The 25,553-nt window shown below is 37.8% G+C and carries 25 protein-coding genes; 4 read left to right on the top strand and 21 right to left on the bottom strand.

The window, feature by feature from the left end; translation table 11 throughout:
• Positions 1-4 precede the first annotated feature (4 nt).
• The 8 genes from PUND_RS09895 to PUND_RS09860 form a co-directional block, all read right to left on the bottom strand.
• Positions 5-910 (bottom strand): AAA family ATPase, encoded by a 906-nt coding sequence (locus PUND_RS09895; protein ID WP_010389982.1) that lies wholly within the window; start codon positions 908-910, stop codon positions 5-7.
• An 8-nt stretch (positions 911-918) separates the two neighbouring features.
• Positions 919-1,302, bottom strand: a complete 384-nt coding sequence (locus tag PUND_RS09890) for a response regulator (protein ID WP_010389983.1) — start codon at positions 1,300-1,302, stop codon at positions 919-921.
• A 356-nt stretch (positions 1,303-1,658) separates the two neighbouring features.
• Positions 1,659-2,084 (bottom strand): DUF1090 domain-containing protein, encoded by a 426-nt coding sequence (locus PUND_RS09885; protein WP_010389985.1) that lies wholly within the window; start codon positions 2,082-2,084, stop codon positions 1,659-1,661.
• 27 nt (positions 2,085-2,111) lie between these two features.
• On the bottom strand, positions 2,112-3,080 hold the full coding sequence (locus tag PUND_RS09880) for an ATP-dependent 6-phosphofructokinase (RefSeq protein ID WP_010389988.1): 969 nt from the start codon (positions 3,078-3,080) through the stop codon (positions 2,112-2,114).
• A 183-nt stretch (positions 3,081-3,263) separates the two neighbouring features.
• Entirely contained in the window at positions 3,264-3,836 is a 573-nt protein-coding gene (locus PUND_RS09875) for a MiaE family protein (protein ID WP_010389990.1), read from the bottom strand.
• A 68-nt stretch (positions 3,837-3,904) separates the two neighbouring features.
• Complete coding sequence (locus PUND_RS09870) at positions 3,905-4,543, bottom strand: sulfotransferase (protein ID WP_010389991.1); 639 nt, start codon at positions 4,541-4,543, stop codon at positions 3,905-3,907.
• 6 nt (positions 4,544-4,549) lie between these two features.
• A complete protein-coding gene (locus PUND_RS09865; RefSeq protein ID WP_010389992.1) occupies positions 4,550-5,446 on the bottom strand; it encodes a type 2 periplasmic-binding domain-containing protein in 897 nt (298 codons plus the stop codon).
• Between the two features lie 6 nt (positions 5,447-5,452).
• Entirely contained in the window at positions 5,453-5,821 is a 369-nt protein-coding gene (locus tag PUND_RS09860) for an MAPEG family protein (RefSeq protein ID WP_010389993.1), read from the bottom strand.
• 122 nt (positions 5,822-5,943) lie between these two features.
• Here PUND_RS09860 and PUND_RS09855 point away from each other — a divergent pair, with 122 nt between their 5' ends.
• On the top strand, positions 5,944-7,305 hold the full coding sequence (locus PUND_RS09855) for a DUF2254 domain-containing protein (protein WP_010389994.1): 1,362 nt from the start codon (positions 5,944-5,946) through the stop codon (positions 7,303-7,305).
• Here PUND_RS09855 and PUND_RS09850 read toward each other — a convergent pair.
• From PUND_RS09850 to ggt, 3 genes are all read right to left on the bottom strand, one after another.
• Positions 7,302-8,012, bottom strand: coding sequence for an SIMPL domain-containing protein (locus PUND_RS09850; protein ID WP_010389996.1), 711 nt, complete (start codon positions 8,010-8,012; stop codon positions 7,302-7,304). The genes PUND_RS09855 and PUND_RS09850 overlap by 4 nt on opposite strands.
• Positions 8,013-8,119: 107 nt before the next feature.
• Positions 8,120-9,814: an NAD-dependent malic enzyme gene (locus PUND_RS09845; RefSeq protein ID WP_010389997.1), complete on the bottom strand. Its 1,695-nt coding sequence runs from the start codon at positions 9,812-9,814 to the stop codon at positions 8,120-8,122.
• Between the two features lie 357 nt (positions 9,815-10,171).
• Positions 10,172-11,950: a gamma-glutamyltransferase gene (gene ggt, locus PUND_RS09840; RefSeq protein WP_010389999.1), complete on the bottom strand. Its 1,779-nt coding sequence runs from the start codon at positions 11,948-11,950 to the stop codon at positions 10,172-10,174.
• Positions 11,951-12,045: 95 nt separating this feature from the next.
• Here ggt and rrtA point away from each other — a divergent pair, with 95 nt between their 5' ends.
• A complete protein-coding gene (gene rrtA, locus PUND_RS09835) occupies positions 12,046-12,633 on the top strand; it encodes a rhombosortase (protein ID WP_010390000.1) in 588 nt (195 codons plus the stop codon).
• Positions 12,634-12,676: 43 nt separating this feature from the next.
• Here the strand turns inward: rrtA and PUND_RS09830 are convergent, their stop codons facing one another.
• The 7 genes from PUND_RS09830 to PUND_RS09800 all read right to left on the bottom strand — a co-directional run bounded on the left by PUND_RS09830 (position 12,677) and on the right by PUND_RS09800 (position 21,042).
• The gene (locus PUND_RS09830) at positions 12,677-15,178 is read right to left on the bottom strand and encodes a S9 family peptidase (protein WP_010390001.1); all 2,502 of its coding nucleotides are present in this window, start codon (positions 15,176-15,178) and stop codon (positions 12,677-12,679) included.
• 105 nt (positions 15,179-15,283) lie between these two features.
• A complete protein-coding gene (locus PUND_RS09825; RefSeq protein WP_010390002.1) occupies positions 15,284-16,453 on the bottom strand; it encodes an endonuclease/exonuclease/phosphatase family protein in 1,170 nt (389 codons plus the stop codon).
• Positions 16,453-17,382: a YeiH family protein gene (locus tag PUND_RS09820; protein WP_010390003.1), complete on the bottom strand. Its 930-nt coding sequence runs from the start codon at positions 17,380-17,382 to the stop codon at positions 16,453-16,455. The genes PUND_RS09825 and PUND_RS09820 overlap by 1 nt, the downstream gene beginning before the upstream one ends.
• A gap of 3 nt (positions 17,383-17,385) precedes the next feature.
• Positions 17,386-17,610 carry a DUF2798 domain-containing protein gene (locus PUND_RS09815; RefSeq protein WP_010390007.1) on the bottom strand — a complete coding sequence of 75 codons (225 nt, stop codon included), beginning with the start codon at positions 17,608-17,610 and terminating at the stop codon, positions 17,386-17,388.
• Between the two features lie 64 nt (positions 17,611-17,674).
• Positions 17,675-18,817 (bottom strand): 5-(carboxyamino)imidazole ribonucleotide synthase, encoded by a 1,143-nt coding sequence (locus PUND_RS09810; RefSeq protein ID WP_010390011.1) that lies wholly within the window; start codon positions 18,815-18,817, stop codon positions 17,675-17,677.
• A gap of 2 nt (positions 18,818-18,819) precedes the next feature.
• Complete coding sequence (gene purE / locus PUND_RS09805; protein WP_008114610.1) at positions 18,820-19,302, bottom strand: 5-(carboxyamino)imidazole ribonucleotide mutase; 483 nt, start codon at positions 19,300-19,302, stop codon at positions 18,820-18,822.
• A 153-nt stretch (positions 19,303-19,455) separates the two neighbouring features.
• Complete coding sequence (locus PUND_RS09800) at positions 19,456-21,042, bottom strand: ABC-F family ATPase (protein ID WP_084601854.1); 1,587 nt, start codon at positions 21,040-21,042, stop codon at positions 19,456-19,458.
• Positions 21,043-21,655: 613 nt separating this feature from the next.
• Here PUND_RS09800 and PUND_RS09795 point away from each other — a divergent pair.
• Complete coding sequence (locus PUND_RS09795; RefSeq protein WP_010390015.1) at positions 21,656-22,864, top strand: porin; 1,209 nt, start codon at positions 21,656-21,658, stop codon at positions 22,862-22,864.
• A 97-nt stretch (positions 22,865-22,961) separates the two neighbouring features.
• Here PUND_RS09795 and PUND_RS09790 read toward each other — a convergent pair whose 3' ends face one another.
• Positions 22,962-23,144: a hypothetical protein gene (locus PUND_RS09790; protein ID WP_010390016.1), complete on the bottom strand. Its 183-nt coding sequence runs from the start codon at positions 23,142-23,144 to the stop codon at positions 22,962-22,964.
• Positions 23,145-23,255: 111 nt separating this feature from the next.
• Here PUND_RS09790 and PUND_RS09785 point away from each other — a divergent pair, with 111 nt between their 5' ends.
• Positions 23,256-23,777 (top strand): TetR/AcrR family transcriptional regulator, encoded by a 522-nt coding sequence (locus tag PUND_RS09785; RefSeq protein WP_010390018.1) that lies wholly within the window; start codon positions 23,256-23,258, stop codon positions 23,775-23,777.
• A gap of 362 nt (positions 23,778-24,139) precedes the next feature.
• Here PUND_RS09785 and PUND_RS09780 read toward each other — a convergent pair whose 3' ends face one another.
• Together PUND_RS09780 and PUND_RS09775 are read right to left on the bottom strand one after the other, a co-directional pair.
• Positions 24,140-25,036 (bottom strand): alpha/beta hydrolase, encoded by an 897-nt coding sequence (locus PUND_RS09780; RefSeq protein ID WP_010390021.1) that lies wholly within the window; start codon positions 25,034-25,036, stop codon positions 24,140-24,142.
• Positions 25,033-25,542 (bottom strand): GNAT family N-acetyltransferase, encoded by a 510-nt coding sequence (locus PUND_RS09775; RefSeq protein ID WP_010390023.1) that lies wholly within the window; start codon positions 25,540-25,542, stop codon positions 25,033-25,035. Before PUND_RS09775 ends, PUND_RS09780 begins: the two co-directional genes overlap by 4 nt.
• Between the last annotated feature and the right edge of the window lie 11 nt (positions 25,543-25,553).

The raw sequence follows: 25,553 nt of genomic DNA, 5'->3' as shown, positions 1-25,553 counted from the left end.
TGATCTAAACGGGCACTAAAACATGTTTTAAAATGTCTGCAATTTGGTTTTTGCCAGACTCACCATGCAAACCTAATCGATGCTGGCACACACTAGAAAATACCGCTTGTACATCTTCAGGTAGAACAAAGTCTCGACCTTCAATATAGGCCCATGCCCTTGCAGATTTTGCCAGCGCCATACTGGCTCTTGGTGAAAGCGAAGCAGCTAACGATTGAGCCTCACGTGTGTAAGTCACTAATTCAATTATATAATCAATAACCGCAGCGCTTAGCGTAATATTAGCTATAGATTCTTGTATTTGTTTAAGTTGTTGCTGGTTAATTCGCTGTGGTAATTGGGAGTAATCGCGCTTTTGATTGTTTAATAGTAATCTTTTTTCAGCGTTTTTAGGTGGAAAGCCTAAGCTTATACGCATTAAAAAACGATCTAATTGCGATTCTGGCAGCGGATAAGTCCCTGCTTGATATAAAGGGTTTTGAGTAGCAATAACAAAAAACGGAGTAGGGAGCGGGTACTTTTCTCCATCTACGGTCACTTGTTGTTCTTCCATGGCTTCTAATAACGCACTTTGGGTTTTAGGACCCGCACGATTTATTTCATCAGCAAGTACTACTTGGCTAAAAATTGGGCCTTTATGAAATGAAAAACTATGTTCTTTATTATTAAAAATATTGGTACCAATAATATCAGCGGGTAATAAATCGCTAGTAAATTGAATACGCTGATACGACAAACCCAAAACAGCAGCTAATGCATGCGATAAAGTGGTTTTACCCATACCTGGTAAGTCTTCAATTAGTAAATGGCCTTCGCTAAACAAACAGGTTAATGCTAATTTTATTTGTTGTTGCTTGCCAAATATAACGGTAGATAGGTCATCAATAATAGTGGTAACTAGGTGCTGCATAATGTCCTTTAATCTATCAGTTCTAAACGTTTCATTACGGCATCAACTTTTTGCGCGTTGAAAGGCTTGGCTATAAATTCTTTTGCGCCAAGTTCCCAAGTATTTTGTACGGTCTCAAAACTATTATGGCCTGAGCACATAACCACATGAGCATGTGGGTGCTCGTTATTGATCGACTCTAAAATTTCGATGCTTTCAGAATCAGGTAAATCAACATCTAAAAATATAACGTTGGGTGATTTTTCGCTAAGTAAGGGTTTAGCACAATCAAAATTATCACACTCAATAATGTCATCAAAACCTAAGCCGGCTAACACTTGGCTTAAATCAGCACGGATCTGTTTAACATCATCAATGATTAAAATAGGTTCGAGTGGGCGTACAAATTCCATATGAATACTTCAACATTTTTTACGGCTTATGGTTTAATATTAAGCCAAGCATTAAGGAACCTCAAGGTGATAACTATGAATTACCGTAATAGTCGTTTAAATGCATCCAATGTCCGATACCGTCTAGTATTGGACTTAGTGAGCTTGAAGTTATTAAAATAGAGCGCCGCACATGCACTTAAATACTACTACCTATAATTTATATTATGTTAAATGCGATAGAAATATACTTAATCAAACTAACTGTCGGCAATTAGGTCACTTACAAACACGGTATTTTAGCCCTTTTATCGCATAATATTTATATTCAATAAAATGCTCTACTTTATTAAATATAAAAACTCTGTAATGACATTTTAATCAACCAAACTATTTAGCTCATCAATTAATTGCTTAAGCTGTTTAGTTTCGTCGTTTAGCTTTTGCTGATACTTTTCAACTTTGTCATGCTTACCTTGGCGCTTAGCTTTTTTAAGATCGATTTTATATTCTTCAATTTCTGAATTTGTATCATCTATTTTTTGTTGTAACTCTGCTTTTAATCCATCATTGGTACAATATGCGTTTATGTTATTAAGTGCTTTATTGAGACCTGCAACTTTGTATGAATTACCTTGGCGTTTTGAAGCTAATAACTCGAGGTTAACTTCACAGGCTTTTTTCGCACATCCCGTTAAATCTGCACAATCATCTTTGGCCAATACGACTGTTGAACCGGCTAATAAAAAACTTATTGTAATACCTTTAATAATTGTCATTTTATAATTTTTATTATCTCGCATTGTTCATTACTCCTATTTAATTAGTCGTTAGCGGCAAAAAATAGATAACAGCCCTTGCAGCTCTTCATTTATAACATGTTGTTTTACAACATCTTGCATAGAAGTATTTGAAACTGTGTTATTTAAAATACCCACCATTTTAGCGCTTTCTCCAGCACATAAAGCCTTAACACTGTGTACGCCTAATTTTATTGCTAGCATACGATCCGCAGCCGATGGGTTTCCGCCGCGCTGTAAGTGCCCTAGCTTAGTTACACGTAAATCTATACTTGAATTTACGGCAGTTATTTTTTCACATACATATTCAACACCATTTTCATCCCCCTCAGATACCACCACGATAAATGCGTGTTCGCTATGATAATCGCTAATCTTTAGCAATAAATCATCGATATCTTTGTCATTTTCAGGGATCAATACTGAATCGGCACCAGAGGTTAAACCGGCATAAGTGCCAATATATCCGGAATCACGCCCCATAACTTCAATAACAAACACCCTATTATGAGATTCTGCTGTATCTCTAATATTATCAATACATTGCATTGATGTGTTTACTGCCGTATCAAATCCTAAGGTGTAGTCTGTGCCTGCAATATCGTTATCTATGGTGCCGGGAATACCAATATAAGGGATATTGGTTATGTGTGATAACCATAAACAGCCTCTAAAAGAGCCATCGCCACCTATGACAATTAATGCATCAATATTATTATGTTCAATTGTAGCTAAAGCTTGCTGTCTGCCTGTCTCAGTTCTAAACCTTTCACTACGTGCGGTTTTTAAAACGGTACCGCCCAAGTGCATACTTTGTTGCAGGTTTTTGCAATCAAGTGTCACTAAATCATTATCAATTAAACCCTCATATCCTTTTCGAACGCCTGACACTTTTATGCCTTGTTGTTGAGCGGTTTTTACGATGGCAAATAAAGCGGTGTTCATCCCTGGAGCATCACCTCCAGAGGTAAGCACGGCAATATGATTAATTGGTTGCATCGGTTCACGTCCTTAAAGCAAGCTATACATTAAAATGATAATAGCTGTTTATTGTTAGGCAGTGTTAACTAAGTGCAGTTAAGTTGATCTAGTTATGCGTTATTAAACAATATTTTTCATAACAATAGAGGGAAGTACTTATATTGGCATGCTAACTTGATGTCAACATGCCGTGGTTAGGTATTAATGTAGAGCAGCAGTAAATGGTATATTTTTACAAATTTCTGCTTCTATTATTAATAACTCTTCTAAACGTTCATCAACTTCTTGTTTATCAAAGTATTCGTAAGCAAGTTCAACAAATAGGTTTTTATGTTTTTCTTCTGACTTGGCTATCGCAACATAAAAATCTTTTTCTTTTCCTTCTGGTAAGGCTTCGGCAACTAAAGAAAAACGTTCGTGTCCCCTCGCCTCAATTACACCGCCAACGAGTAGCCTATCCATTAAAAACCCATCGCGTCCATGTCTAAAGTGTGCGCGAATTTGTTTAATGTAAGGGTCTTTTTTATCGTCACCTAAATTAGTATCACGCTCAATGAGTAATTTCAGCACTTGCTTGAAATGAATTAACTCTTCTAAGGCTAAATCAGTCATAGCTTTAACTAATTTACGCTTATCAGGGTAATGTGAAAGCATAGACATAGCCATGCCCGATGCTTTTTTTTCAGCAGCAGCGTGGTCTTGTAAAAAAGTTTCAAAGTCGGCTAAAACAACTTCGGTCCATTCAAATGGCGTGTGGTATTTTAATTCAAACATATGGATACAACTTATAAAATAATGCGTGGATTTTAGCGTATTTAAAAATAAAAATCTTTGCTCGCGGTTTAAATTTGTGTCTCATAAGGTAAAAGTTTATCTATCCGCCCTTTCGCTGTCGATTCAATTTTTAATGGATGTTTTATATCATTCCACGCGGTGACCTTACCCCCCATATTCATTTTTTCAAAGCCATTTAACTCAGAGGTAATATTTAAAAAATCACAAAGATGACTAAAACTGTTAGGTTTAGCTATATCTATCGCTAAAAAATCTTGTTCTCGATTACTAAAATAAGCCTTAGCATTATTAATGTGTACGTTATAACAATCAGTTAAATACTGGTCGTTATTTATATTCTCTAGTGAAAAGTCTTTAAATGTATTTAAATAACAGCGCTTTAAATGAATGTTAAAGCCACCATCTGCACGGGTTAAATTAGTGTGCATTCGTTGTAAAAGCTGTCTTATTGATGGTATCCATGCAGTAAGCTCTCGCTCTAAATATATAAATTTTGCGCCAGGATAGTATTTATCTAATACTTTAAAATCGTTAAATATGGGGGTGTCTGCAATTGCGACCGCATTATCAAAACAGGCGGTAGTGTATGCAGTATGAGCAGTTGGTATACCAAAATGTAAAAATGCATTACATACACTGGTGGTACCGGTTCGCGGTAAGCCAATAATAAATATTTTTTGTTTCATGGGGTTTTACATGTCTTTTTCTGAAAACCAAAGTGAAGTATTATCAAGTGGTGTTAATAAGGGTAAGTTTTTGTTTTCTAATCTAATAATAATCTTGTTTTTAATATCTGCGTGCTCAATGGCACTGCGATGATACGCATTAAATAAGCGGTCAAACTCGCCATTTTTACGCATGACCGCTAAGCCATTTTCAACTGCATAGGCCAACTCGGGCGTATCTTTACTAAAAAAGAAGTAAATTGCACTTGGGTATTGCAGTATTAACTGAGGAAGAGTTGTAAGTTTTGCATCACCTTTAAAGGTATTTAGCTCCGTTTCAACCTCAAGCAACGATCGAGGAAATACATCTCCTCTGCCTTTTATTAACATATTAAATAATGAGCTGTATTCAATTGATGTTGATACCGTTAATCCACTATCTAATAAAACTTGAGTATCTGGCCAGTCGTGACCTTGAATAAAGTGGATACCTTTAAAGTCATCAATTTTTTTTAAGCTTGATAATTTTTTTTGTTTATTCTGTGTAGTGACAAGTAAACGCCACCCGTATAAACCTTTAAAAATAGGCACTCTTACGGGCAATAGCTCTTTTTCTCGCTGCTGTGAAGTCATGGTCCATGCAACGTTGACTTCATCATTATGTATAATTTGTTTTAATGAGCGGCTTTGAGGCATAGAAATACTCGATGCTTTTAATGTATATTTTGCGCCGCTGTATTGTAAGGCCGTTCTCAATAAAACTAACGGATAAAGAATTTCATCTTCACCAACTCGCATCGTTTTAGGATAAACATAATTTAAACCATCAATACTTTGATTGCTATTGTCATTTTCTATTGCCCATACAAATGACACCAACGAAGTGGCAAAACATAAGTTTATAAAAACAATAGCGAATCGCATCTTTATTTATCGACTTAACAATAAAATTAAGGAACTTACAAAAAGAATAGCAAATGTCATCATCATACTTAATACACGTGCTTTCAAATTGTTAGTACTAATAGCTGAGCCATGAAGTGCACGGCTTATAAATAGCAAACCCCCAAGTGCATGCATATAATGACTTGCTAAGCCTTGATACTCTAATAAGAAAAGTAAAATTAGGCTAATTGGTACATACTCAATAAAATTCCCATGAGCTCGAGTTGCACGTTCAAGCGCAGGATGGCTCCCATTACCAAGTGAAATGCCTTCAGCCTTGCGTATTTTTACAACATTAATACTCAGGTAAATATAATATAGTGCCAGTAAAGCCGCATAACTCGATATAATCACAGTATTTTTCCATTAAATTTTTAAGCAATAATAACACATAACTTAAGCTGTAAAATCACTTACTTTAGTATCAAATATGCTAGAGTGATTTATAGATTGGTATCGTAATAAGTAAGGATAATATGTATTTAAGAACAAAAATAACCAATAGCTACCGCGAAATAATTAACAGTATTGGGTTTTATCCCTCTTTATTATCTGTTGCTTTTTTATTTTTTGCTGTGCTGACGATGTCAGTCGAGTACTTAGCCCCTATTGAGAAACTTAAATCACTAATTTCATTTATATTAGTTGATAGCGCAGAAAACGCACGTACCATTTTAAGCACCCTCGCTGGCAGCATTATTTCGTTAACAGTATTTAGTTTTTCTATGGTGATGGTGGTATTAAATTCAGCCAGTGCAAGCTTATCACCTCGAGTTGTTCCTGGGCTCATTACCCGTAAATCACACCAAATGGTTTTAGGTTTTTATTTGGGTAGTATTATTTATTCAATAATAATGCTGATAAATATCAACAAACTCGATAATGGTAATACCGCTATTCCTGCTCTTGGTGTGTTGTTTGCGCTTGTTTTTGGGTTAATATCTTTAGGGTTATTTGTATTTTTTATTCATTCTATTTCAAAAGCAATACAAGTAGATAACGTATTAAATGGCTTGTTTAGGCAAACAAAAAAAGAAATTCAAGACATTATCAAGATGCAAGACGAAAACCCCGTGGATAACTTTCCCGAGTTTTCAAACTGGCATTCAATAAACAGTACAACCGAGGGTTACTACAAAGGGGTTCATTCTAATAAATTATGTGCCCTACTAGCAGATGAAAATATTGAGCTGTTTATTACGGTTAAGCAAGGTTATTTTACAGTTAAAGGTTACCCGTTTTTAAAGTGTAATAAGGGCATATCTGAGAACGAAGAGTTGATTGAGAAAATTTTAGACTGCTTTATTTTTTATATAGAAGAATACATTAGCGACCATTACCGCTATGGGTTAACACAAATATCAGAAATTGCCGTAAAAGCTATGAGCCCAGGAATAAACGATCCGGGTACTGCCGTTAAATCTATTGATATGTTGAGTATATTATTAATAGAACGACTAAAGATTAATGCAATAAATTATTCATGCTATGAAAAAGATGAGCAACCATTGTTGTACTTTCATGAAACAAGTTTTGATGAACTACTTCATGATAACTTCACCCCTTTACGCAATTATGCAAAAGCCGATGCCTATGTAATGACTAACGTTATTGAAGCATTTAAAAATATTTTATTTATTGCTAATGAGAATGTGGATGCACGAAACAGTGTGTTTAATTATTTAAATGCTATTGTTGATGATATTAATCAGCACATAGTTAACGAATACGATCGTCAAGAGATTAGTAATATGCTGTATGCCATTGTGCGTATTAGTGAGTCACAAGGAAAGCAGTTGGTGGCACGATTTGAGCGCCACCCACCTATAAGAGCTTAATCAATATAATAAATTGCGTAACTTGATGCGCTTATTGTAATTTCACCAGCATGATATGCATCGGGTACATAGTTACTCGGTGCACCATCAGCCATCATTACTTTTTCACTGCGCATGTAAGGTACTGATGGCATATCAAGCGGACTTAAAGACGCACTATATAAGCCTTTCAATTCAACATCAAAATCATCAGTTAACTCTTTTGCCGCTGCTTTAGCTTGTTTAATAGCTAATTTTTGTGCTTTTTTGTGCAGCTCATCATAGTTGCTCGCTAAAAACTGCGTCTGTCTAATTTCATTAATACCGTTATTAACTAAACTTTGTAAAAGCTCAGGGTATTTATTAATCGCAGAGAGTTTAATTGTAAGCGTTCTGGATACTTTAAACCCGGTAAACTCTTGCTTACCTGTTTCGCGGTTATATTGATTATCACGATAGATTGAGATTTGACCAGCATTAATATCTGCATCAGCTACGCCTAGTTTTTTTACTAAACTAATTGCACTGGCCATCGTAGTATCAGTTTGTTTTTTTGCGGCAATTAAGTTTTTATCTATTTCCGTAATACCCACTGTTAATAAAACATGATCTGGCATAGTCGTTACCGATGCTTCACCTTTTACATAGATATGAGGCTCTTCAGGGGCATTAGTTGCATAGGCTGACGTGCTTAGCAAAGCAGCCGTTAAAATCGAAAGTGTTTTCATAGGTCTATCCTTTTAAATTGATTGCCTTAGTTAACACCTTATGTGGTTAATTGCCGATGAACAAGCATAAAAAAACAGGCAAAAGCCTGTTTTTTAGTAATGAAGCATTAAATGCTGCAACGCTTGTAGTTACGATACTTCGGTAACCAGTAGTTTCTGTCGATGGCTGCCCACAGAGCATCATCTGAAATTTCAAGAGCAACGCCCTCTTCAATTGCTTTTTTAGCGACTGCAAATGCAATACGTTTACTTAGTGTTTCAATTTCTGTTAGCGCAGGTAATAAGCTACCTTTGCCCGTATTAGCTAATGGTGATGACTCTGCCAACATTTCACTCGACATTATTAGCATCGCATCGGTAATACGCGTTGCTTTAGCAGCAATTACACCTAAGCCAATACCTGGGAAAATGTAGCTGTTATTACATTGAGGAATTGGGTAAGTAACGCCGTTATAAACAACAGGCTCAAATGGGCTACCTGTAGCTACAATCGCTTTACCATCAGTCCATTTAATAACATCTTCTGGGTAAGCTTCTACTTGTTTAGATGGATTACTTAACGGGAAAATAATAGGTGCTTCACAGTTTGCGTGCATAGCGCGAATAACTTGCTCAGTGAATAAGCCCGGTTGACCTGATACACCAATTAAAATATCTGGTTCTGCACAGTGCATTACATCTAATAATGACGCGTATTCGCCGCTGTAAGTCCAATCGGCTAGGCAGCTCGTTGGTTGCGCTAACATTTGTTGGAAGTCGCGTAAGCCTTCCATGCCATCAGTTAATAAACCAAAACGGTCAACCATAAATACTTGGCTGCGAGCTTGTGCTTCACTGATACCTTCGGCCACCATAGTGCTAACAATTTGTTCAGCAATACCACAGCCTGCAGATCCTGCGCCTACAAACACAACTTTTTGAGTCGAAAGTTTAGCACCTTTAACACGACACGCTGCTAATAATGAACCCACAGTAACCGATGCAGTGCCTTGAATGTCATCATTAAAGCTACAAATTTCATTGCGGTAACGCTTTAATAATGGCATAGCATTTGGTTGTGCAAAATCTTCAAATTGCAGTAATACGCTTGGCCAACGACGCTTAACCGCTTTAATGAATAAATCTAAAAACTCATCGTATTCATCTTGCGCAATACGCTTATGGCGTGCACCCATGTACATTGGGTCGTTTAATAGTTTTTCGTTATTCGTGCCTACATCAAGCATAACCGGTAATGTGTACGCTGGGCTAATACCACCACAGGCGGTATATAAAGAGAGCTTACCAATTGGAATACCCATACCGCCAATACCTTGGTCGCCCAAGCCTAAAATACGTTCGCCATCGGTAACCACGATAACTTTAACTTTACCTTTAGTGGCATTACGTAAAATATCGTCAATTTGAAAGCGATCTTCATAAGAAATAAACAAACCACGTGCACTGCGATAAATATCAGAAAACTTCTCACAGGCATCACCCACCGTTGGGGTGTAAATAATAGGCATCATTTCTTCAATATGATCGCGTACCAAACGGTAGTAAAGCGTTTCGTTATTGTCTTGAATGGCACGTAAATAAATGTGCTTATTTAAGTTGTCATTAAAACTTGAGTACTGTTGGTAACAACGCTCAACTTGCTCTTCTATTGTTTCGTAACGAGGTGGAAGTAAACCAGCAAGATTAAAGTTTTCACGCTCTTTTTGGCTAAATGCACTTCCTTTATTCAATAATGGGGTTTCAATTAGGCCTGGGCCAGAATAAGGAATATAAAGATAATTTGGATCGGTATTTGTAGTCATATTTCCAAGCTTTACTGAATCTTAAATAATGATCTGCCATTATCATTGTTAAAGGCTAAATTGCAATGACATTTAAGCTTGTCAGACCATTGAAAATGTACAAATACAAGCGCTACTTTAGTATAAAGCCACTCATATTTGGTGAATATGTTAGCTGCCTGATGTGGGTTTAAAACGTTAAACGCGCATTAAATAATGTGCGTGCTTTGTTTAATGGTTACAACAGTGCCAATTATGTTTAGGTTTGCTAATTTTTTTACGTTAGTTAACATGCTATTTTCAACCAAATAGTTATTAACTATTAATCTGTTACATTTAAAACAGCAGGCAGCAAACCTGCTGTTTATTATACATGGTTTAAAATTTAAATGAGGCTTTATTATTACTTAAATCAGATAACGCCATCCCTTCTCTGCGCGGATCGGCAGCGCCATACAAACGGTTGTTTTTTACCTCTACCGCATGCAAGCCTGAGTTTAGGTCAATAACACGTACATCATGGCCGCGCTCTTCAAGCTCCGGTACAAGCGCTTCAAGCTCAGTACCTTTCTCAAGGCTAGTATAATCATTACGATTAGTAGTACGCGGTAGATTAATGGCTTGTTGGGCGTTTAAATCCCAATCTAGAACACCAATAACCACTTGCGCTACATAATCAATAATACGACTCCCACCAGGAGAGCCCACCACTAAACGTAAGCTGCCATCTTGGTTAAATACCATCACCGGTGACATTGAGCTACGCGGGCGTTTATGCGCTTCGACCCTATTGGCCACTAATTTGCCATTTTTACGTGGCGAAAGTGAAAAATCAGTCAACTGATTATTTAAAATATAACCATTAACCATCACTGTTGAGCCAAACGCCATTTCAATAGAGCTGGTCATTGAAACAGCATTGCCTTTGCTATCCACAATTGATACATGCGAGGTAGAGGGCAATTCAAAAGAATCATCATTTGCATAGCTTAAGTGATCAACAGGGTTGCCTGGCAATGCTTTTTGATCTTTTTCAGTAATTAATTTTGCGCGGGTGGCAATATAGTCTTTATTTAATAACTCTTGAGTAGGTACTTGGGTAAAGTCAGGATCGCCAATGTATTTATTACGATCGGCAAACGCAATACGTGACGCTTGGCTAAAGTAATGAATTGCCTCTGCGCTATTGGCTTTAATGTTTGCCATGTTTTTGTGTTCAAGCAAGCCTAAAATTTGTAGTACTGAGATACCGCCACTACTTGGCGGCGCCATAGAGCAAACATTATAAACTCGGTATTTTATACAAACGGGTGCACGCTCTTTACTGCTGTAATTAGCAAGATCTTGCTCAGATAATTTACCAGGCGCAATTTTTGACTGCTGTACTGCTTTTACCATAGCTTTGGCGTTATCGCCTTTGTAAAACGCATCTATCCCTTTTGAAGCAATGTCTTTATATAAATTAGCTAATGGCTGATTTTTTTTAATACTACCTACTTCAATTACTTTGCCATTAGGGAAAAAATACTCATTAATCACCGGCATACTCATTACGCCTGGGTTTAGTTGCCTAACCAGTAACCCATGTAATCGAGGCGATACTTCAAACCCTTGCTCAGCAAGGGTAATTGCAGGTTTAAATAAGCTAGCCCAAGGTAAGGTGCCATACTGTTTATGAGCGCTGGCAAATGCATGTAAAATACCGGGTACGCCTACAGAGCGCCCACCTACAACCGCTTCAATCCATTTTACTGCGTTGCCGTGTTTATTTAAAAACAGGTTTTCATCGGCATTACTCGGCGCGGTTTCACGGCCATCAAAGCTGGTGAGTTTATTATTAGCTTTATTGTAATACATCATAAAGGTACCACCGCCAATACCTGATGATTGCGGCTCAACTAATGTAAGTACTAATTGGGTGGCAATAGCGGCATCAACCGCACTGCCGCCTTGCGCTAAAATGGCTTTACCTGCTTGTGAAGCATACGGATTAGCGGCGGCTACCATGTACTTATCGCCAGCCACTAATTGCTTATGTACAACACCTGTGGCCGCTTCAGGTTCACGTGTTTCAATTGTGCTAGCGTTTTGTGCAAACAAAGGAAAAGACAAGGCACTTAGAGTCAGTGCGAATAAACAGTTGAGCTTAAAATTCATAATCACTTAATAAACTTAAATTGCATGGAAGATAATTGGCATCTTAAAGTTAAACAGGCACAATATGCAAAAATAAATATAAAAATGATCGCTAAATGCTTAATTTACCTCTTCAGCCGCGCTATGTTTTCCCTCCCTTATGTTTAATTGTATTAAGTACTTTCTTAGCATGGCTGGGTATAAACAACGAACTTGAATTTAATCGTCAACTGATTGAACAAGGCCAACTGTGGCGTTTGTTTACCAGCCAATTTGTACATGCCAATTGGGCGCACTTAGGGCTGAATTGTGCCGGTATCGCGCTTATTTGGTTATTGCATGGTGAGTACACATCCCCAAGCAGATATAGCTTTAATATTGCCACATTGGCAATTTGGTGTGGCTTAGGTGTTTTTTGGTTTTGCCCCACAATTACAATTTACACAGGGCTTAGTGCAGTTTTGCATGGCGTGATCATTTGGGGAGCCATAAAAGATATCACTGTTGGACTTAAATCGGGTTATGTGTTGTTTATTGGTGTGTGGGTAAAGCTAATCGCTGAACAAATAAATGGCCCTAGTGCTGATATAGGCGCATTGATAAACTCAACGGTGGCTGTTGATGCACATTTAATTGGCGCGATTGGCGGCGCATTGTTGGGCGTTCCTTTAATTATTAAATTCATCAGCAAAAATAAAGAATAAAAAAACGCCACATTGTGGCGTTTTTTTATTAACTTACCGCTATTTATAGTGTTTCTTTAAACAGCTTATAAATTCGACGGTATTCATCTAACCAGCTCGAAGGCTGCACAAAACCATGCGGCTCTACTGGAAAGATTGCTGTTTCAAAGTTTTCTTTCTCAAGTTCTATCAAACGCTGTACTAAACGAATTGAATCTTGAAAAAATACATTATCATCAACCATCGGCGCATTTATTAATAAATGCTTTTTAAGCCCTTCTGCATAGTAAATAGGTGAACTACGCTCATAAGCAATTGGGTCAACATCTGGGTGATTCAAAATGTTAGAAGTATAGCCTGTATTATAATGTGCCCAATCAGTCACAGGGCGAAGCGCAGCACCTGATTGAAACAAGTCTGGCGCGGTAAATAACGCCATAAAGGTCATAAATCCGCCGTATGAACCACCGTAAGTACCAACCGCTTGAGTATCAACGTTAGCATTTTCAGCCATCCATTTTACGCCATCAGCTAAATCTTGTGTTTCAGGTGTTCCCATTTGGCGGTAAATAGCAGTACGCCAATCTCGGCCATACCCCTTTGATGCTCGGTAATCCATATCCATCACTACGTAACCTTCATCGGCAAGTAATGAATGGAACATAAATTCGCGAAAGTAACCAGACCAACCCATGTGTGAATTTTGCAGGTAACCGGCACCATGGTTAAAAATAACCGCTTTACGGTTTTTACCTGTTTCACCTTCTTGGTAATCCGCTGGGTAATAAACTTTGGCGTATATTGGCTGTTCTGTATGGCTTGAAGGTACAGCAACAATTTTAGGCGCCGTTAGTTTTTTAGCTAAGAACGCGTCAGATACCGTGTTAGTTAAACGAGTTGCCGTTGTGTTTGCTTTAGCCTCAGCCACATAAAGTTCAGTCGGCATGGTAATTTTAGAGTGCTTTAATAATAACTTAGACTGATCAGGGCTTAAAGTGTAATCCGTCATGCCGTTTAAGTCTGTTACTTGCTCGCTATCACCTGTTTGTGGGTTAACGCGGTATATTTCATAAAGGCCTGGATGCTCAATATTCGCTTTATAGTAAATAGCACTATTGTCATCAGTAAGGGTTAAATTAGATACTTCAAATTTACCCATGGTAAGCGCAGTGGCTTTACCATCAAGTGGCTTTTTATAAAGTTGACTATAGCCCGACTCTTCTGATAAGTAATACAAAGTATTGGAATCATTTAACCAACCAAAGTCGTTAAACGCATACGCAATCCATGCGTCGTCATGTAGTCGATGTTGAGAGACAAGTTTGTTATTTTCAAAATCTACAGTAGCTAACCAACGATCTTTGTTATCCCATGCTTCAAGCATAATCGCTACTTGGCTACCATCATCGTTCCAGCTGATCGGTGATTGATTCCAACCCCAATCTGAAATAACGTTTATACCACGAGGTTGTTTTTTAGATTTATAGGTTTTACCTTCACGGGCGAAGTTTTCTTTTTTAACCTCAGCAAGTACATCTTCATCAAAACCAGGTAAGGTATTAAAGCCTAATGTGGTTTGGCTTTGATCTGCAAGGTTAATATAAACAAGCTCTGAGGTTTGCTCTTTAGAATCAGCTACGCGACGGCGAACTTTTTTAGGCTCTATCGTCGCATCATCAGTGATGTAATTAGGCATAATATCGCCTTCACCACGCCATGAGCTTTTTTCTTGTACTACAACAATTAACGCATCGCCATTTGGAGAAAGCTCGGCTTCATCAACCGTGTTGCCATCGCCTAAATAATAATGGGTGTTAGCAATTGAGCTGTTATTAGCTTTTACTTGCTCTTTACGCGCATGCTTGTCTTGTTTATTTTTGTGCTGTAGTGCAATGTAATCAATCAGCTTATGTTGCTCTTTGGCAATATAAGTTGATGGTTCTTTTACGCCTTGTGGTTTATCAGACAGTTTTAAGTTGGCAATTTCACGGGTTAAACCTGTGGTTAAATCTACTTTAAAAAAGATATTACCTTGGCGATACGCTAAGTTACCGTCGTTTAAAAATTGTGGTTTTGACTCTGTCGCAGAGCTTTGCGTAATTTGTTTAATTGCGCCTGATTTTACGTTTTTGATAAATACATTACCCTCAAACACATAAGCTTGAAGTGATTTATCGTTTGAAAAAACAGCTTTACTTGAACCAACACTGTGTAATTTTTCTAGTGCCACTTGCTCTGCTGTTTGTGAGTTTACAGCTTGAGCGAATAAATCTCTTAGCTCACTACCTTGCTGCTTACGCGCGTAAATGATGGTACTTGAATCTGCACTCCAAAAAGCGCTTTGCGGTTGGCGTCCAATCCAATCAGGGTGAGCCATCGCTTGTTCAAGGGTAATTTTTGAATCGCCCAAATCTGCGGGCGTGTTAACAACAATAGCAACGGTGGTATTTGTTTGAATAGATGAGTCAGTAGAAGTTGTAGCGGTTGCTGTACAACCCGCTAACATAACACTTGATGCAACAGCGATTGCAACAAGTGTTTTAGAAGATGAGAATTTAAAAATCATAGTGCTTCTTGACGGTTATTATAATTAACCATATTTAAGCAGAAGCACCTTTATAATTGCAATTATTTAAGATAAACAACGCTGATATCGGGGTGAGTAACCCGTTTATTCAATCGTTAAATCAAGCCAGACTAATCGGTGGTCGCTTGATGCATTTCTATCTTTAATTAAACGATATAATTCGCTTTGTTTTTTCGGCCAAAAAACACCACCACCTTTAATGGTTAACCCATAGTTTGAAGGCAAAACGTAATCAACGCGTGCTTGCCAATTAGCGGTATAGTTTTTAGCATAAGCTTGCGGGTATTGCTCTTTTGCGCCCTCACTGGTTGGAATAAAACCAGCGTTAATCAATGGGCTTTTAAGTATTTGATCAGTAGTATTAGTACGCTTTTTATCACCTTCAGGTGCGGCATTTAGATCACCTAAAATCACAAATCGCGATTTTGCTGCAAGCCCACCCTTTTTACCATTATCATCATAAAGGTAACTTTCGTTATTAACGTAATCGGCAATAAGCCTAATTTCATCATGGTTACGAATACCGTTTCTGTCTTCTTCGCCATCAAACACAGGTGGTGTTGGGTGCGACGCTAGCATATGGACTACTTTATCGTTTACTTTTACGGGTATATCCCAAAAAGATTTAGAGCTTAAACGTAAAGTATTCCACTCTTCATCGTTATACCAATTGGTATTAGTTTTTGGGTCAACCGGCATTTGTACATTAGGTAAATCTTTGTGCTTAAAGGTTTGCAGGGTTCTGATGTTGTCAAAATCAATCGGGTAGCGAGATAAAAACGCCATTGCGTAATGGCCTTCAAAAAAACCAAAGCCCTGTGCATCACCCATTACCCCAGTTTTTTTGCCGTTATTGTCCAAGTCAAACTCAGTTGCTAAGCCAGTATTAACGGGGGCAATGTAAACGTATGGGTAATCAATTGCTGCTTGATTATTTTGCCCTACATTTAAATAATGGCTTTTAAAATACTCGATACCTTGCTCTTTTGGAATGTAGTCAAACTCATTGAGTAGTACTACATCTGGGCGGACGCGCTGGATTATTTCAGCAATATTTTTAATTTGTTGGTGATTTGAACGCAGTGCGTTTACCAATGCATCACTTTTTACTTGTTGATTTTTTGCGGTGTAATTAGTGGCATCCATACTAACATTGAAGGTTGCTACGCGTAGCGATTCAGCTAATACAGGGCTGCTAGAAAAAACAGCAAATAACACACTGCTGATTGCTGTAATACTCAGATTACGTTTCATTATATGAATCCATCTATAATTAATAATAAAATAGTGCTGCTGACTATAACCCACAAAGTAATTGCCATCAAAAATGGTTTTATACCTGCTTGCTTAAGAACCGATAGTGACAAACCACTGCCAATTAAAAACAGTGTAACCACTAATAATTGCTTGGCTGCACTATTAATAAGCTCCCATGTCGATGAAAACGACGGCATATAAGTATTAATTAATGCGGCTAATAAAAAGCCCACAATAAATAAAGGAATACTCGCCTTTTCATCAGAGCGCATAAACACTCCCGCAACCGCTGTATAAGGAATGATCCACATCGCACGGGTCAATTTTACCGTAGTGGCAATACTCAGTGCCACTGCACCATAAGTAGCCGATGCCCCCACTACGCTGCTAGTATCGTGAATGGCTAATGCGGCCCACAAACCAAATTGCTGTTGGGTTAACTCAAAATAGTGCCCAATTGCGGGAAATAATAATAATCCCACTCCATTGAGTAAAAATACAATCCCTAAGGCAACAGCGACTTCGTGATCTTTAGCTTTTATGACCGGTGCCATAGCGGCAATGGCGCTGCCACCGCAAATAGCGGTACCAAATGAAATTAGCACGCCTGTATTACGATTAAGCTTAAAAACTTGGGTTAAAATCTCTCCAAGCCCGATTATGGCAGTAATACTAACAATTGTTAATACTAATGAGCTGCGCCCTACTTCAATTACTTCATTAAAATCAACAGCAAAGCCTAAGCCTACAACAGCAAGCTTGAGCATTACTTTACTGGCTTTTTGAGAAAGTTCACTAAACGGGTTGCCTAAGGTAATGGCAAATATGGCGCCTAATACCAATGCACTTCCTGCTCCTATAAACGGAGTCATACAAAGTGTGAGTAATAATATGAATGTTGGCTTATGCAGTTTAGCGATCAGCATAGTTTAAGCCCGAATAAGTTTATTAGTCAGTTTATGGACAACGGGGGCAACAAATATAACTGTAGGAAAGGCAATGCAAAAAGCAAATAACCAGGCTTTAAGCCATATAGTTACAATATTATCGACCATGCCCACATTAAATATTGAAATAACAAATGACATAAACCCTGACATGAAAAGTGCCATAAAAAAAGCAAACACAATAGTACGAAACTTTGGGTGGATCATTAAAAAGAAACCTTTAGAAGGTAAAGCGATAAATTGAATTCAACTTACCGCTTAATTTTTTAACTTATAATAGCGATTTGCTAGTAGCTAATACGCCTGGGTAATCCTGCTCTGGCAAGCATGATGTAAGTTCAGCTAGGCGGTTACCTAATTGCTGTAAACTCTCACCCGAAACATTAATATGCCCCATTTTACGACCGGGCTTAACGCCTTTACCATACCAGTGACTGGTTACATCCGCTGTTTTTAAAACCTCATTTGGGATTTTTTCTTGCCCTAAGACGTTGATCATAGCAGTAGGTTGCTTAATTTGCGTATTACCCAAAGGTAACCCTGCAACAGCACGCATATGGTTTTCAAATTGCGAGCAATGAGCACCTTGCTGAGTCCAATGCCCTGAGTTATGCACGCGAGGGGCAATTTCGTTAACTAATAACGTACCTTGAACATCAAAAAACTCTATGGCCAATACACCTACATAATTAAGCTCATTAGCAATACGGGTAAATGCTGAGGTTGCTTGGCTCTCAACTAAACTATTATCTTTACCGGCTAGTGAAAGCGTTAATACACCATTGGTATGTTGGTTTTCAGTAAGTGGATAAATTGCAACGTTACCCTCTTTGTCGCGCGCGCCAATAATAGAGACTTCACGATCAAACGGGATCATTTTCTCAGCAATAATTGTGTGCGGTGCCTGCTCTGTACCTGAGGCAATAAAGTCGGCCATTTCAGCCCAAATAGTGTTTATCTCATCATCTGATTTTAAACGCCACTGTCCTTTGCCGTCATACCCAGCTTGGCAGGTTTTTATTACTAACGGTTTGCCTAATGTTTTAACTGCTTGTTCAAGGTGCGCTTTTTCAGTAATAAGTTGGTATGGGGCACAAGCTACTTCGGTTTTATCTAACAAAGCTTTTTCAAGCGAACGGTCACCACCGGTTTTTATTGCTTGTTTACCTGGATAAAACTTATTGCTATTACAGCAAAGCGTTAATACATCATCGGGGATATGTTCAAATTCAGCGGTAATCGCATCTGCATCATCGATAGCTTGCTCAAGTGTGGTTGCATACACTTGGTTGGTTAGCGGGTGCACAATTTGTTGGCTGCCAACATCATAAGCAACCACATTTAAATTAAGCGGTGCGCCAGCAAGGCTCATCATTCGCGCAAGCTGCCCAGCACCTAAAATTAATATAGTCATTATTACTCTGCAGGATTTGGGTTAGCTAGAATAGTGTCGGTTTGCTCTTTACGAAACGCTTCAATTTTGGCGAAAATTTCAGGGTTTTGACAGCCTAATATTTGTGCAGCCAATAAACCGGCATTAGCTGCACCAGGCTCACCAATAGCCAATGTGCCAACAGCAACGCCCTTAGGCATCTGGCAAATAGACAATAATGAATCAACACCATTTAACGCTTTTGACTTAACTGGAACGCCTAAAACAGGCAATGATGTAAACGCTGCAGCCATACCCGGTAAGTGGGCTGCCCCACCTGCGCCTGCAATAATTACTTTAATGCCTCGTTCGCTTGCAGAACTTGCGTAATCAGCAAGTAATTGAGGAGTGCGGTGAGCAGAAACCACTTTAGTTTCATAAGCAATGCCAAATTTTTCTAGCATCAGCGCAGCGTGTTCCATGGTTGGCCAATCTGATTTAGAACCCATAATAATGCCAACAGTCATAAATACTCCTCAGTAATGTATTTTAAAAATAGCGGACTTATGTCCGGTTTTATGGCGGGTATTATATACTTAAATGCCGCAGTAATGCGACCAGCAGGCAATAAAAAAGCCATGTTAAACATGGCTTTTTTTAAATGCTGAAAATACTTGCTGTTATGCTTCTTTACTCGCCAAGTATTCGCTGTAGTTTCCTCTAAAGTCGATAATTTTACCGTCTTTAATTTCCCAAATACGGGTAGCAACTGATGATACAAACTGACGGTCGTGTGACACAAACATCAAGGTACCTTCATACGCTTCAAGTGCTAAGTTAAGCGCTTCAATTGATTCCATATCCATGTGGTTCGTCGGTTCATCCATTAATAAGATATTTGGTTTATGCATCATGATTTTACCAAACAGCATACGACCTTGCTCACCACCTGAGATAACTTTTACAGATTTTTTAATATCGTTTTGTGAAAACAACATACGACCCAAGAAACTACGAACCACTTGCTCGTCATCACCCTCTTGCTGCCACTGCTCCATCCACTCAAATAAGTTCATGTCTTTTTCAAACTCATCGGCATGATCTTGTGCATAATAGCCAATGTTAGCATTTTCAGACCATTTGAACTCACCGCTTTTAGGTGCTAAGCGTCCTGATAAGGTGTTTAATAATGTTGTTTTACCCACACCATTTTCACCAATAATGGCAATACGTTCACCTACCTCAACTAAGCCTTCTAAACCTGAGAATAAAGTTTCTTCGAAGCCTTGCGATAAGCTGGTCATTTCAAGCGCGTTACGGAATAACTGTTTTTCTTGTTCAAAACGGATAAATGGCGACTGACGTGACGAGGCTTTCACTTCGTCTAATTGAATTTTATCAATACGTTTTGCACGTGAAGTTGCTTGCTTTGCTTTTGAAGCATTAGCAGAAAAGCGCGATACAAACTGTTGTAGTTCTGCTATTTGACTTTTCTTTTTGGCGTTTTCACTTAATAAACGCTCGCGAGCTTGGGTTGCTGCGAACATATATTCATCGTAGTTACCCGGGTAAATACGTAATTCACCGTAGTCAATATCGGCCATGTGTGTACATACCGAGTTTAAAAAGTGACGGTCATGCGAAATGATGATCATAGTACAGTCACGTTGATTTAGAACATCTTCCAACCACTTGATTGTGTAAATGTCCAAGTTATTGGTAGGCTCATCAAGCAACATGATATCAGGGTCTGAAAACAACACTTGGGCTAATAACACTCGAAGTTTAAAACCTGGTGCGATTTCAGACATAGGACCGTAATGTTGCTCTGTCGCTATACCAACACCTAATAATAGCTCACCCGCTTTTGACTCAGCAGAATAGCCATCCATTTCAGCAAACTCAGTTTCAAGATCGGCTACTTTCATGCCGTCCTCTTCACTCATCTCAGGTAGGCTATAGATACGGTCACGCTCTTGTTTAATATCCCAAAGCTCTTTGTGACCCATAATTACAGTGTCGATCACTGAGTACTCTTCGTAAGCGAATTGATCTTGATTTAGTTTAGCAACACGTTCATTAGGATCTGTGCTTACATTACCCGATGATGGCTCAAGCTCACCGCTTAGAATTTTCATAAACGTTGATTTACCACAACCATTGGCACCAATTAAACCATAGCGGTTTGATTCACCAAATTTAGCTGAGATATTTTCAAATAACGGTTTAGCACCAAATTGCATGGTGATGTTAGCTGTACTAATAATAGCGCTACCCTCCAAGGGAGACTGAAGTATTTAAATTGCGCGCAGTTTAAACCAAATCAGCGTTTTTTTCTATGAAAGTTTAAAGCACAACCTAAAGTAAACAGTAGTTGTTTATTAGCTATTGAAGGATTAAAACAGCCAAAGAGATGAACGAGTAAATGTGCAAAAAAGCGAAGTGAAATTCACTATTATGCTGTTAACGCGGTAAAAATATGTTTAATAAAAAAACAATCACCGTTACAGAAAAATAAATAATTTAAACGTACTAAATCGCTAATTGGTCGCATTTTACTTTTATTAACATTTAATACGGCTATATTAACGTTTTTTATAGCATTAGAGTTTTAGCTCTACCTATGCCGATAGTAGCAACTATGAAAAAAATTCAACTCTCCCCCTCCTGCATTTAATCCTAATGTCTTATTCCAAAATTAAATAGCGGTTTATACGGCTACAAAATAAATACAGCATTAACTTAAAGTGAACAAGCTGCGTATTTTGTATTAATTATCGTTGATAATTTTTCACTTTTGAGCCTTTTATTGCTTTGCTAGTCTGCACGACTTCGAATTTAGTAATTATAAAAACGTCTTTTTTAGGCAAGGCACACACAATGAAAATAAAATTAGTATCGCTCGCGATTGCAGGTGTTTTAACAACACCGAGTGTTTCAGCAATTGAAGTATTTAAGGATGAAAAAAATACAGTCGCTATTGGCGGCTATATAGATGCGCGAGTAATTAATACTCAAGGTCAAAATGAAGTGGTTAATGGTGCCTCACGAATTAATTTTGATTTTAAACGTCAACTAAAGAACGGCTGGGAAGCAATGGCTTTAGTTGAATGGGGTGTAAACCCTGTTGGCAGTAGCGATATTGTATACAACAACCGTTTTGAATCAATTCAAGATGAATTTTTGTATAATCGTTTAGGTTATGCAGGACTTAAACACGACAAATACGGCCAAATTACTATTGGTAAACAATGGGGGGCGTGGTTTGACGTAGTATATGCAACTAACTACAGCTATGTTTGGGATGGCAATGCCGCAGGTGTATATACCTACAACAAAGACGACGGTGCTGTAAATGGTACGGGACGTGGCGATAAAACATTGCAATACCGTAATAGTTACGGTGATTTTGATTTTAGTGTACAAACTCAGTTAAAAAATAGCGCATTTTATACCTGTGATGTAAGTGATATTACAGAATCACAATGCCAGGCTAATTTTGAGTCAGGCGATACTGCGGCGCAACAAGTTGAATTTAACTATACATTTGGCGGTGCAGTAACTTATAACGTGACTGATAAGCTAAAACTGACTGCCGGTATTAACCGTGGCGAGTTTGAATTAACTTATGGCGACGGAACAACCCGTTCAGTTGACGATTTAATTTACGGTGCCGGTGTTATTTGGGGCAATATTGATGCGCCAGGTTTATATGTAGCTGCTAATATCAATAAAAACGAAAACCACGACACAGATAACATTGGTCGTTTAATTAAAGATGCAATTGGTATTGAAACATTTGTGTCTTATCGTTTTGAAAACGATTTTAGACCATTTATTGCCTACAACTTATTTGATGCAGGTGATGACTACGTAATTCAACCAAACTTTAACGCCGATCCTAACGATGTATTTAAGCGTCAATTTGCTGTTATTGGAGTGCATTACTTAATAGATGAAAACACCCAACTTTATGTAGAAGCGCGTAAAGACTTTGGTGATTTTGAAAGTGATAATAAGCAACAGCAAGCACAAATGGAACAATCGGAAGATGACGGTATTGCTTTTGGTTTTAGATACGTTCTTTAATGGCCTGTTGAGCTTTCAAGCTTAAATTTGCAAAGTTAAACTGACTAAAGCCCTGCAAAATAGCAGGGCTTTTTTATTGTTTTTGCAGAAGGCTTAACTACTTTCTCTTAAATGCTTTTTTTAACGCACGCGTCCCCTCTTTTGGCCCTAAAATAAGCCACAAAAACACAACCCCACCTGGGACTAAAACGGCTTTTAGGATTGGGCCGAGAATAAAAGAATAAAAATAAATAAGTGGAATAAAAAGTACATAACCAATAACACGTTTGATAAACTCCATGTATCACCTTTAGATTAATTGAGCATGCTCATAAATTTAATTGAGCGCGCTCAATTAATCAAGTGCTGATTTAGGCCCAACTTCTAACAAAAATATAAAGCGTTGAATAGTATGAGTAAAAAAGAAAAAACACGGGATAAAGTTTTAGCTTCAGCATGGGAGCTTTTCTTACTACAAGGTTATGACCACACATCGACAAGAGAAATTGCTGTTGCAGCTAATGTGGCAGTTGGTACTGTGTTTAGTCATTTTGAAAATAAAATTGATCTGCTTATGGCAGGTATGCAGCAACAAATTGAAGTTATTATCGAGCAAGCAAAGCAATCAGATACTCAGCGCCCTCCTCGATTGAAATTACGCCACTACGCTCACCCTCTATATTCCTTTTATTGTGAAAACAGTGAATTTAGCAAATTACTAATTAGCGACATCATTTGGCGTGAGGATTTTTTTAAAGCACAAATGGATGAATTTAAAAAACTACTATTTAGTGAACAACCAGAATTTGATGAAATAAAAGCAAGTGTGATGATGGACTGCTATTTTATGACCCTGATCACAGGCTTAAACGACGAGATACCAAATGCAGAAGCCATGCTGAGACAACTGAGCAACAAAATTGCATTGTTGTAATGTCAATTATAAAAAGCTAGAGTTTAAGTCTGTGTATTACTGAACCATTGATGGAAAACCCGATGTTAGCTGCAATTAAAATGTCTAACTTAGAACATCTAAATAATTACATTGTTGCTTTGTTTAATTTGGTTTTCCTGTTCCTACATAACTCACTTAATAAAACGCGTAGATATAAGTTAAAAAAACGCCCAATACACGCCACCAATTTCCCCCCTTCCTGATTATATTTTAAAAAATTCACCTATTGCTAAGACTTGTTTTAAATCAAACAAAGTATGATGTGTTCTTTTGGGTGGGTACTCCAGCAGTAAAGCAATAAAAATCAATGCAAACTATATTTAATTGATCACCGTCATTAATTAATCAGAAGGCGTGTTAATTTGCGAGCTCAAGAACGCCGTATAATTTAACAGTGCTTTATCGACACTCAGTGCAGGGTTTTGATTATGTTCAGCATTATTATTAATTGTACTTCCCCACTTAAGCCAGTCGTTTGGATGTTTTGCTAAACTAGTAACTAAATTATTGTATGCACCTAGCATTAAAGAGTGCTCTGCCCCACCGACAGTGATATATAAAAATGTCGGTTGTTTTATACAATTTATATTTGTTTTTAAAAATGTATCAAACCGCTTAGTCACTGTCATATCGTCATACCAAGCGGCTGGGCTAAATGCAAAGTAACCATTGAATAACTTTGGTTTAGTATGCAGCGTGTATAAAGTAAAGCTGCCCCCGGCTGAAAATCCGGTCAAAATTCGATTTTCAGTTAATGTGTAGTTGGCCTCTAAATAAGTAAGTAACTCTTGCTCTATAAAAGCTAAAAACAAATCAGCCTTACCAAAAATTTCAGGCGAACTTTCATGTTTAGGTCGAGGATTTGTATTAACGTCCTTCCTTGCATAAGGTGGCACAAGATCACGATTTCTAGTATCAGTAAAAAACTGATTTGGTATAGCAACTAAAATAGACTCATTTAATATACTTTCATGATTTAATGTTTTTAAGGCTTTATCCCAATTAGCTAGATTAAAATTACCATCTGTTTTTATAATAAGTGGATACGCTTTATTTTTGTCAAAACTACCGGGTAACCTTATAAATACTTTTCGTGACTCTTTAAGCACTTTCGAATCTAGGGTTACATCAACAAACTCTGAAATATCATTTTGATAATAGCTAACCCCAGTTATTGCAAGCCCAAATACACTAGCCGTAAGTAACATATTTAAAATAATCGCTTTTTTAATTCTCATGCGCCATCCATTTTAGTTAATTGCTTATGCCATACACCGTTACTAATTTGCTGGTTAAATACAAAGCCGAGTTTAGTGAGTAAGTTATAACAGCGTACATTTTTACCATGAATTTCTGCGTATAGGTGTTCAATGTTCAAAGAGCGATGTATCTCACTGACAAAACCTTTAAGTACTTCATGCATTAAGCCTTGTTGCCAATAAAAAGGATCAAGCTCAAAGCCCAAATAAGCAGTTTTAGTTTGGTTATTAATGTTATACAAACCACAAGTACCAATTAAGACGCCAGACATATTATGTTCAATCGCAAGCCGAACACCTTCCCCTTGATAATAACTCGATATATCATCTTGAATTAATTGCTTAACATGCTCTTTATTTAGCGGCGTTTTATAATCGTTAAACTCATAAACGAGGGGATTATTTAAAATTGTTAATAGCGCTGCGCCATGTTTGTGGGTAATTAAACGCAAGGTAACGCGGGGTAATTTTATCGTTTTAAACATGCCTATGCCAA

Origin of the sequence: Pseudoalteromonas undina, assembly GCF_000238275.3 — a bacterium.
Classification (GTDB): domain Bacteria; phylum Pseudomonadota; class Gammaproteobacteria; order Enterobacterales; family Alteromonadaceae; genus Pseudoalteromonas; species Pseudoalteromonas undina.
This window is presented reverse-complemented; position numbering and strand designations above follow the sequence as displayed.

Excerpts from the sequence above, each read along its gene's own strand:
- PUND_RS09895 (WP_010389982.1), bottom strand. The coding sequence starts at position 910 with ATGCAGCACCTAGTTACCACTATTATTGATGACCTATCTACCGTTATA.
- PUND_RS09890 (WP_010389983.1), bottom strand. The coding sequence starts at position 1,302 with ATGGAATTTGTACGCCCACTCGAACCTATTTTAATCATTGATGATGTT.
- PUND_RS09885 (WP_010389985.1), bottom strand. The coding sequence starts at position 2,084 with ATGCGAGATAATAAAAATTATAAAATGACAATTATTAAAGGTATTACA.
- PUND_RS09880 (WP_010389988.1), bottom strand. The coding sequence starts at position 3,080 with ATGCAACCAATTAATCATATTGCCGTGCTTACCTCTGGAGGTGATGCT.
- PUND_RS09875 (WP_010389990.1), bottom strand. The coding sequence starts at position 3,836 with ATGTTTGAATTAAAATACCACACGCCATTTGAATGGACCGAAGTTGTT.
- PUND_RS09870 (WP_010389991.1), bottom strand. The coding sequence starts at position 4,543 with ATGAAACAAAAAATATTTATTATTGGCTTACCGCGAACCGGTACCACC.
- PUND_RS09865 (WP_010389992.1), bottom strand. The coding sequence starts at position 5,446 with ATGCGATTCGCTATTGTTTTTATAAACTTATGTTTTGCCACTTCGTTG.
- PUND_RS09855 (WP_010389994.1), top strand. The coding sequence starts at position 5,944 with ATGTATTTAAGAACAAAAATAACCAATAGCTACCGCGAAATAATTAAC.
- PUND_RS09850 (WP_010389996.1), bottom strand. The coding sequence starts at position 8,012 with ATGAAAACACTTTCGATTTTAACGGCTGCTTTGCTAAGCACGTCAGCC.
- PUND_RS09845 (WP_010389997.1), bottom strand. The coding sequence starts at position 9,814 with ATGACTACAAATACCGATCCAAATTATCTTTATATTCCTTATTCTGGC.
- ggt (WP_010389999.1), bottom strand. The coding sequence starts at position 11,950 with ATGAATTTTAAGCTCAACTGTTTATTCGCACTGACTCTAAGTGCCTTG.
- rrtA (WP_010390000.1), top strand. The coding sequence starts at position 12,046 with ATGCTTAATTTACCTCTTCAGCCGCGCTATGTTTTCCCTCCCTTATGT.
- PUND_RS09830 (WP_010390001.1), bottom strand. The coding sequence starts at position 15,178 with ATGATTTTTAAATTCTCATCTTCTAAAACACTTGTTGCAATCGCTGTT.
- PUND_RS09825 (WP_010390002.1), bottom strand. The coding sequence starts at position 16,453 with ATGAAACGTAATCTGAGTATTACAGCAATCAGCAGTGTGTTATTTGCT.
- PUND_RS09820 (WP_010390003.1), bottom strand. The coding sequence starts at position 17,382 with ATGCTGATCGCTAAACTGCATAAGCCAACATTCATATTATTACTCACA.
- PUND_RS09815 (WP_010390007.1), bottom strand. The coding sequence starts at position 17,610 with ATGATCCACCCAAAGTTTCGTACTATTGTGTTTGCTTTTTTTATGGCA.
- PUND_RS09810 (WP_010390011.1), bottom strand. The coding sequence starts at position 18,817 with ATGACTATATTAATTTTAGGTGCTGGGCAGCTTGCGCGAATGATGAGC.
- purE (WP_008114610.1), bottom strand. The coding sequence starts at position 19,302 with ATGACTGTTGGCATTATTATGGGTTCTAAATCAGATTGGCCAACCATG.
- PUND_RS09795 (WP_010390015.1), top strand. The coding sequence starts at position 21,656 with ATGAAAATAAAATTAGTATCGCTCGCGATTGCAGGTGTTTTAACAACA.
- PUND_RS09790 (WP_010390016.1), bottom strand. The coding sequence starts at position 23,144 with ATGGAGTTTATCAAACGTGTTATTGGTTATGTACTTTTTATTCCACTT.
- PUND_RS09785 (WP_010390018.1), top strand. The coding sequence starts at position 23,256 with ATGAGTAAAAAAGAAAAAACACGGGATAAAGTTTTAGCTTCAGCATGG.
- PUND_RS09780 (WP_010390021.1), bottom strand. The coding sequence starts at position 25,036 with ATGAGAATTAAAAAAGCGATTATTTTAAATATGTTACTTACGGCTAGT.
- PUND_RS09775 (WP_010390023.1), bottom strand. The coding sequence starts at position 25,542 with ATGTTTAAAACGATAAAATTACCCCGCGTTACCTTGCGTTTAATTACC.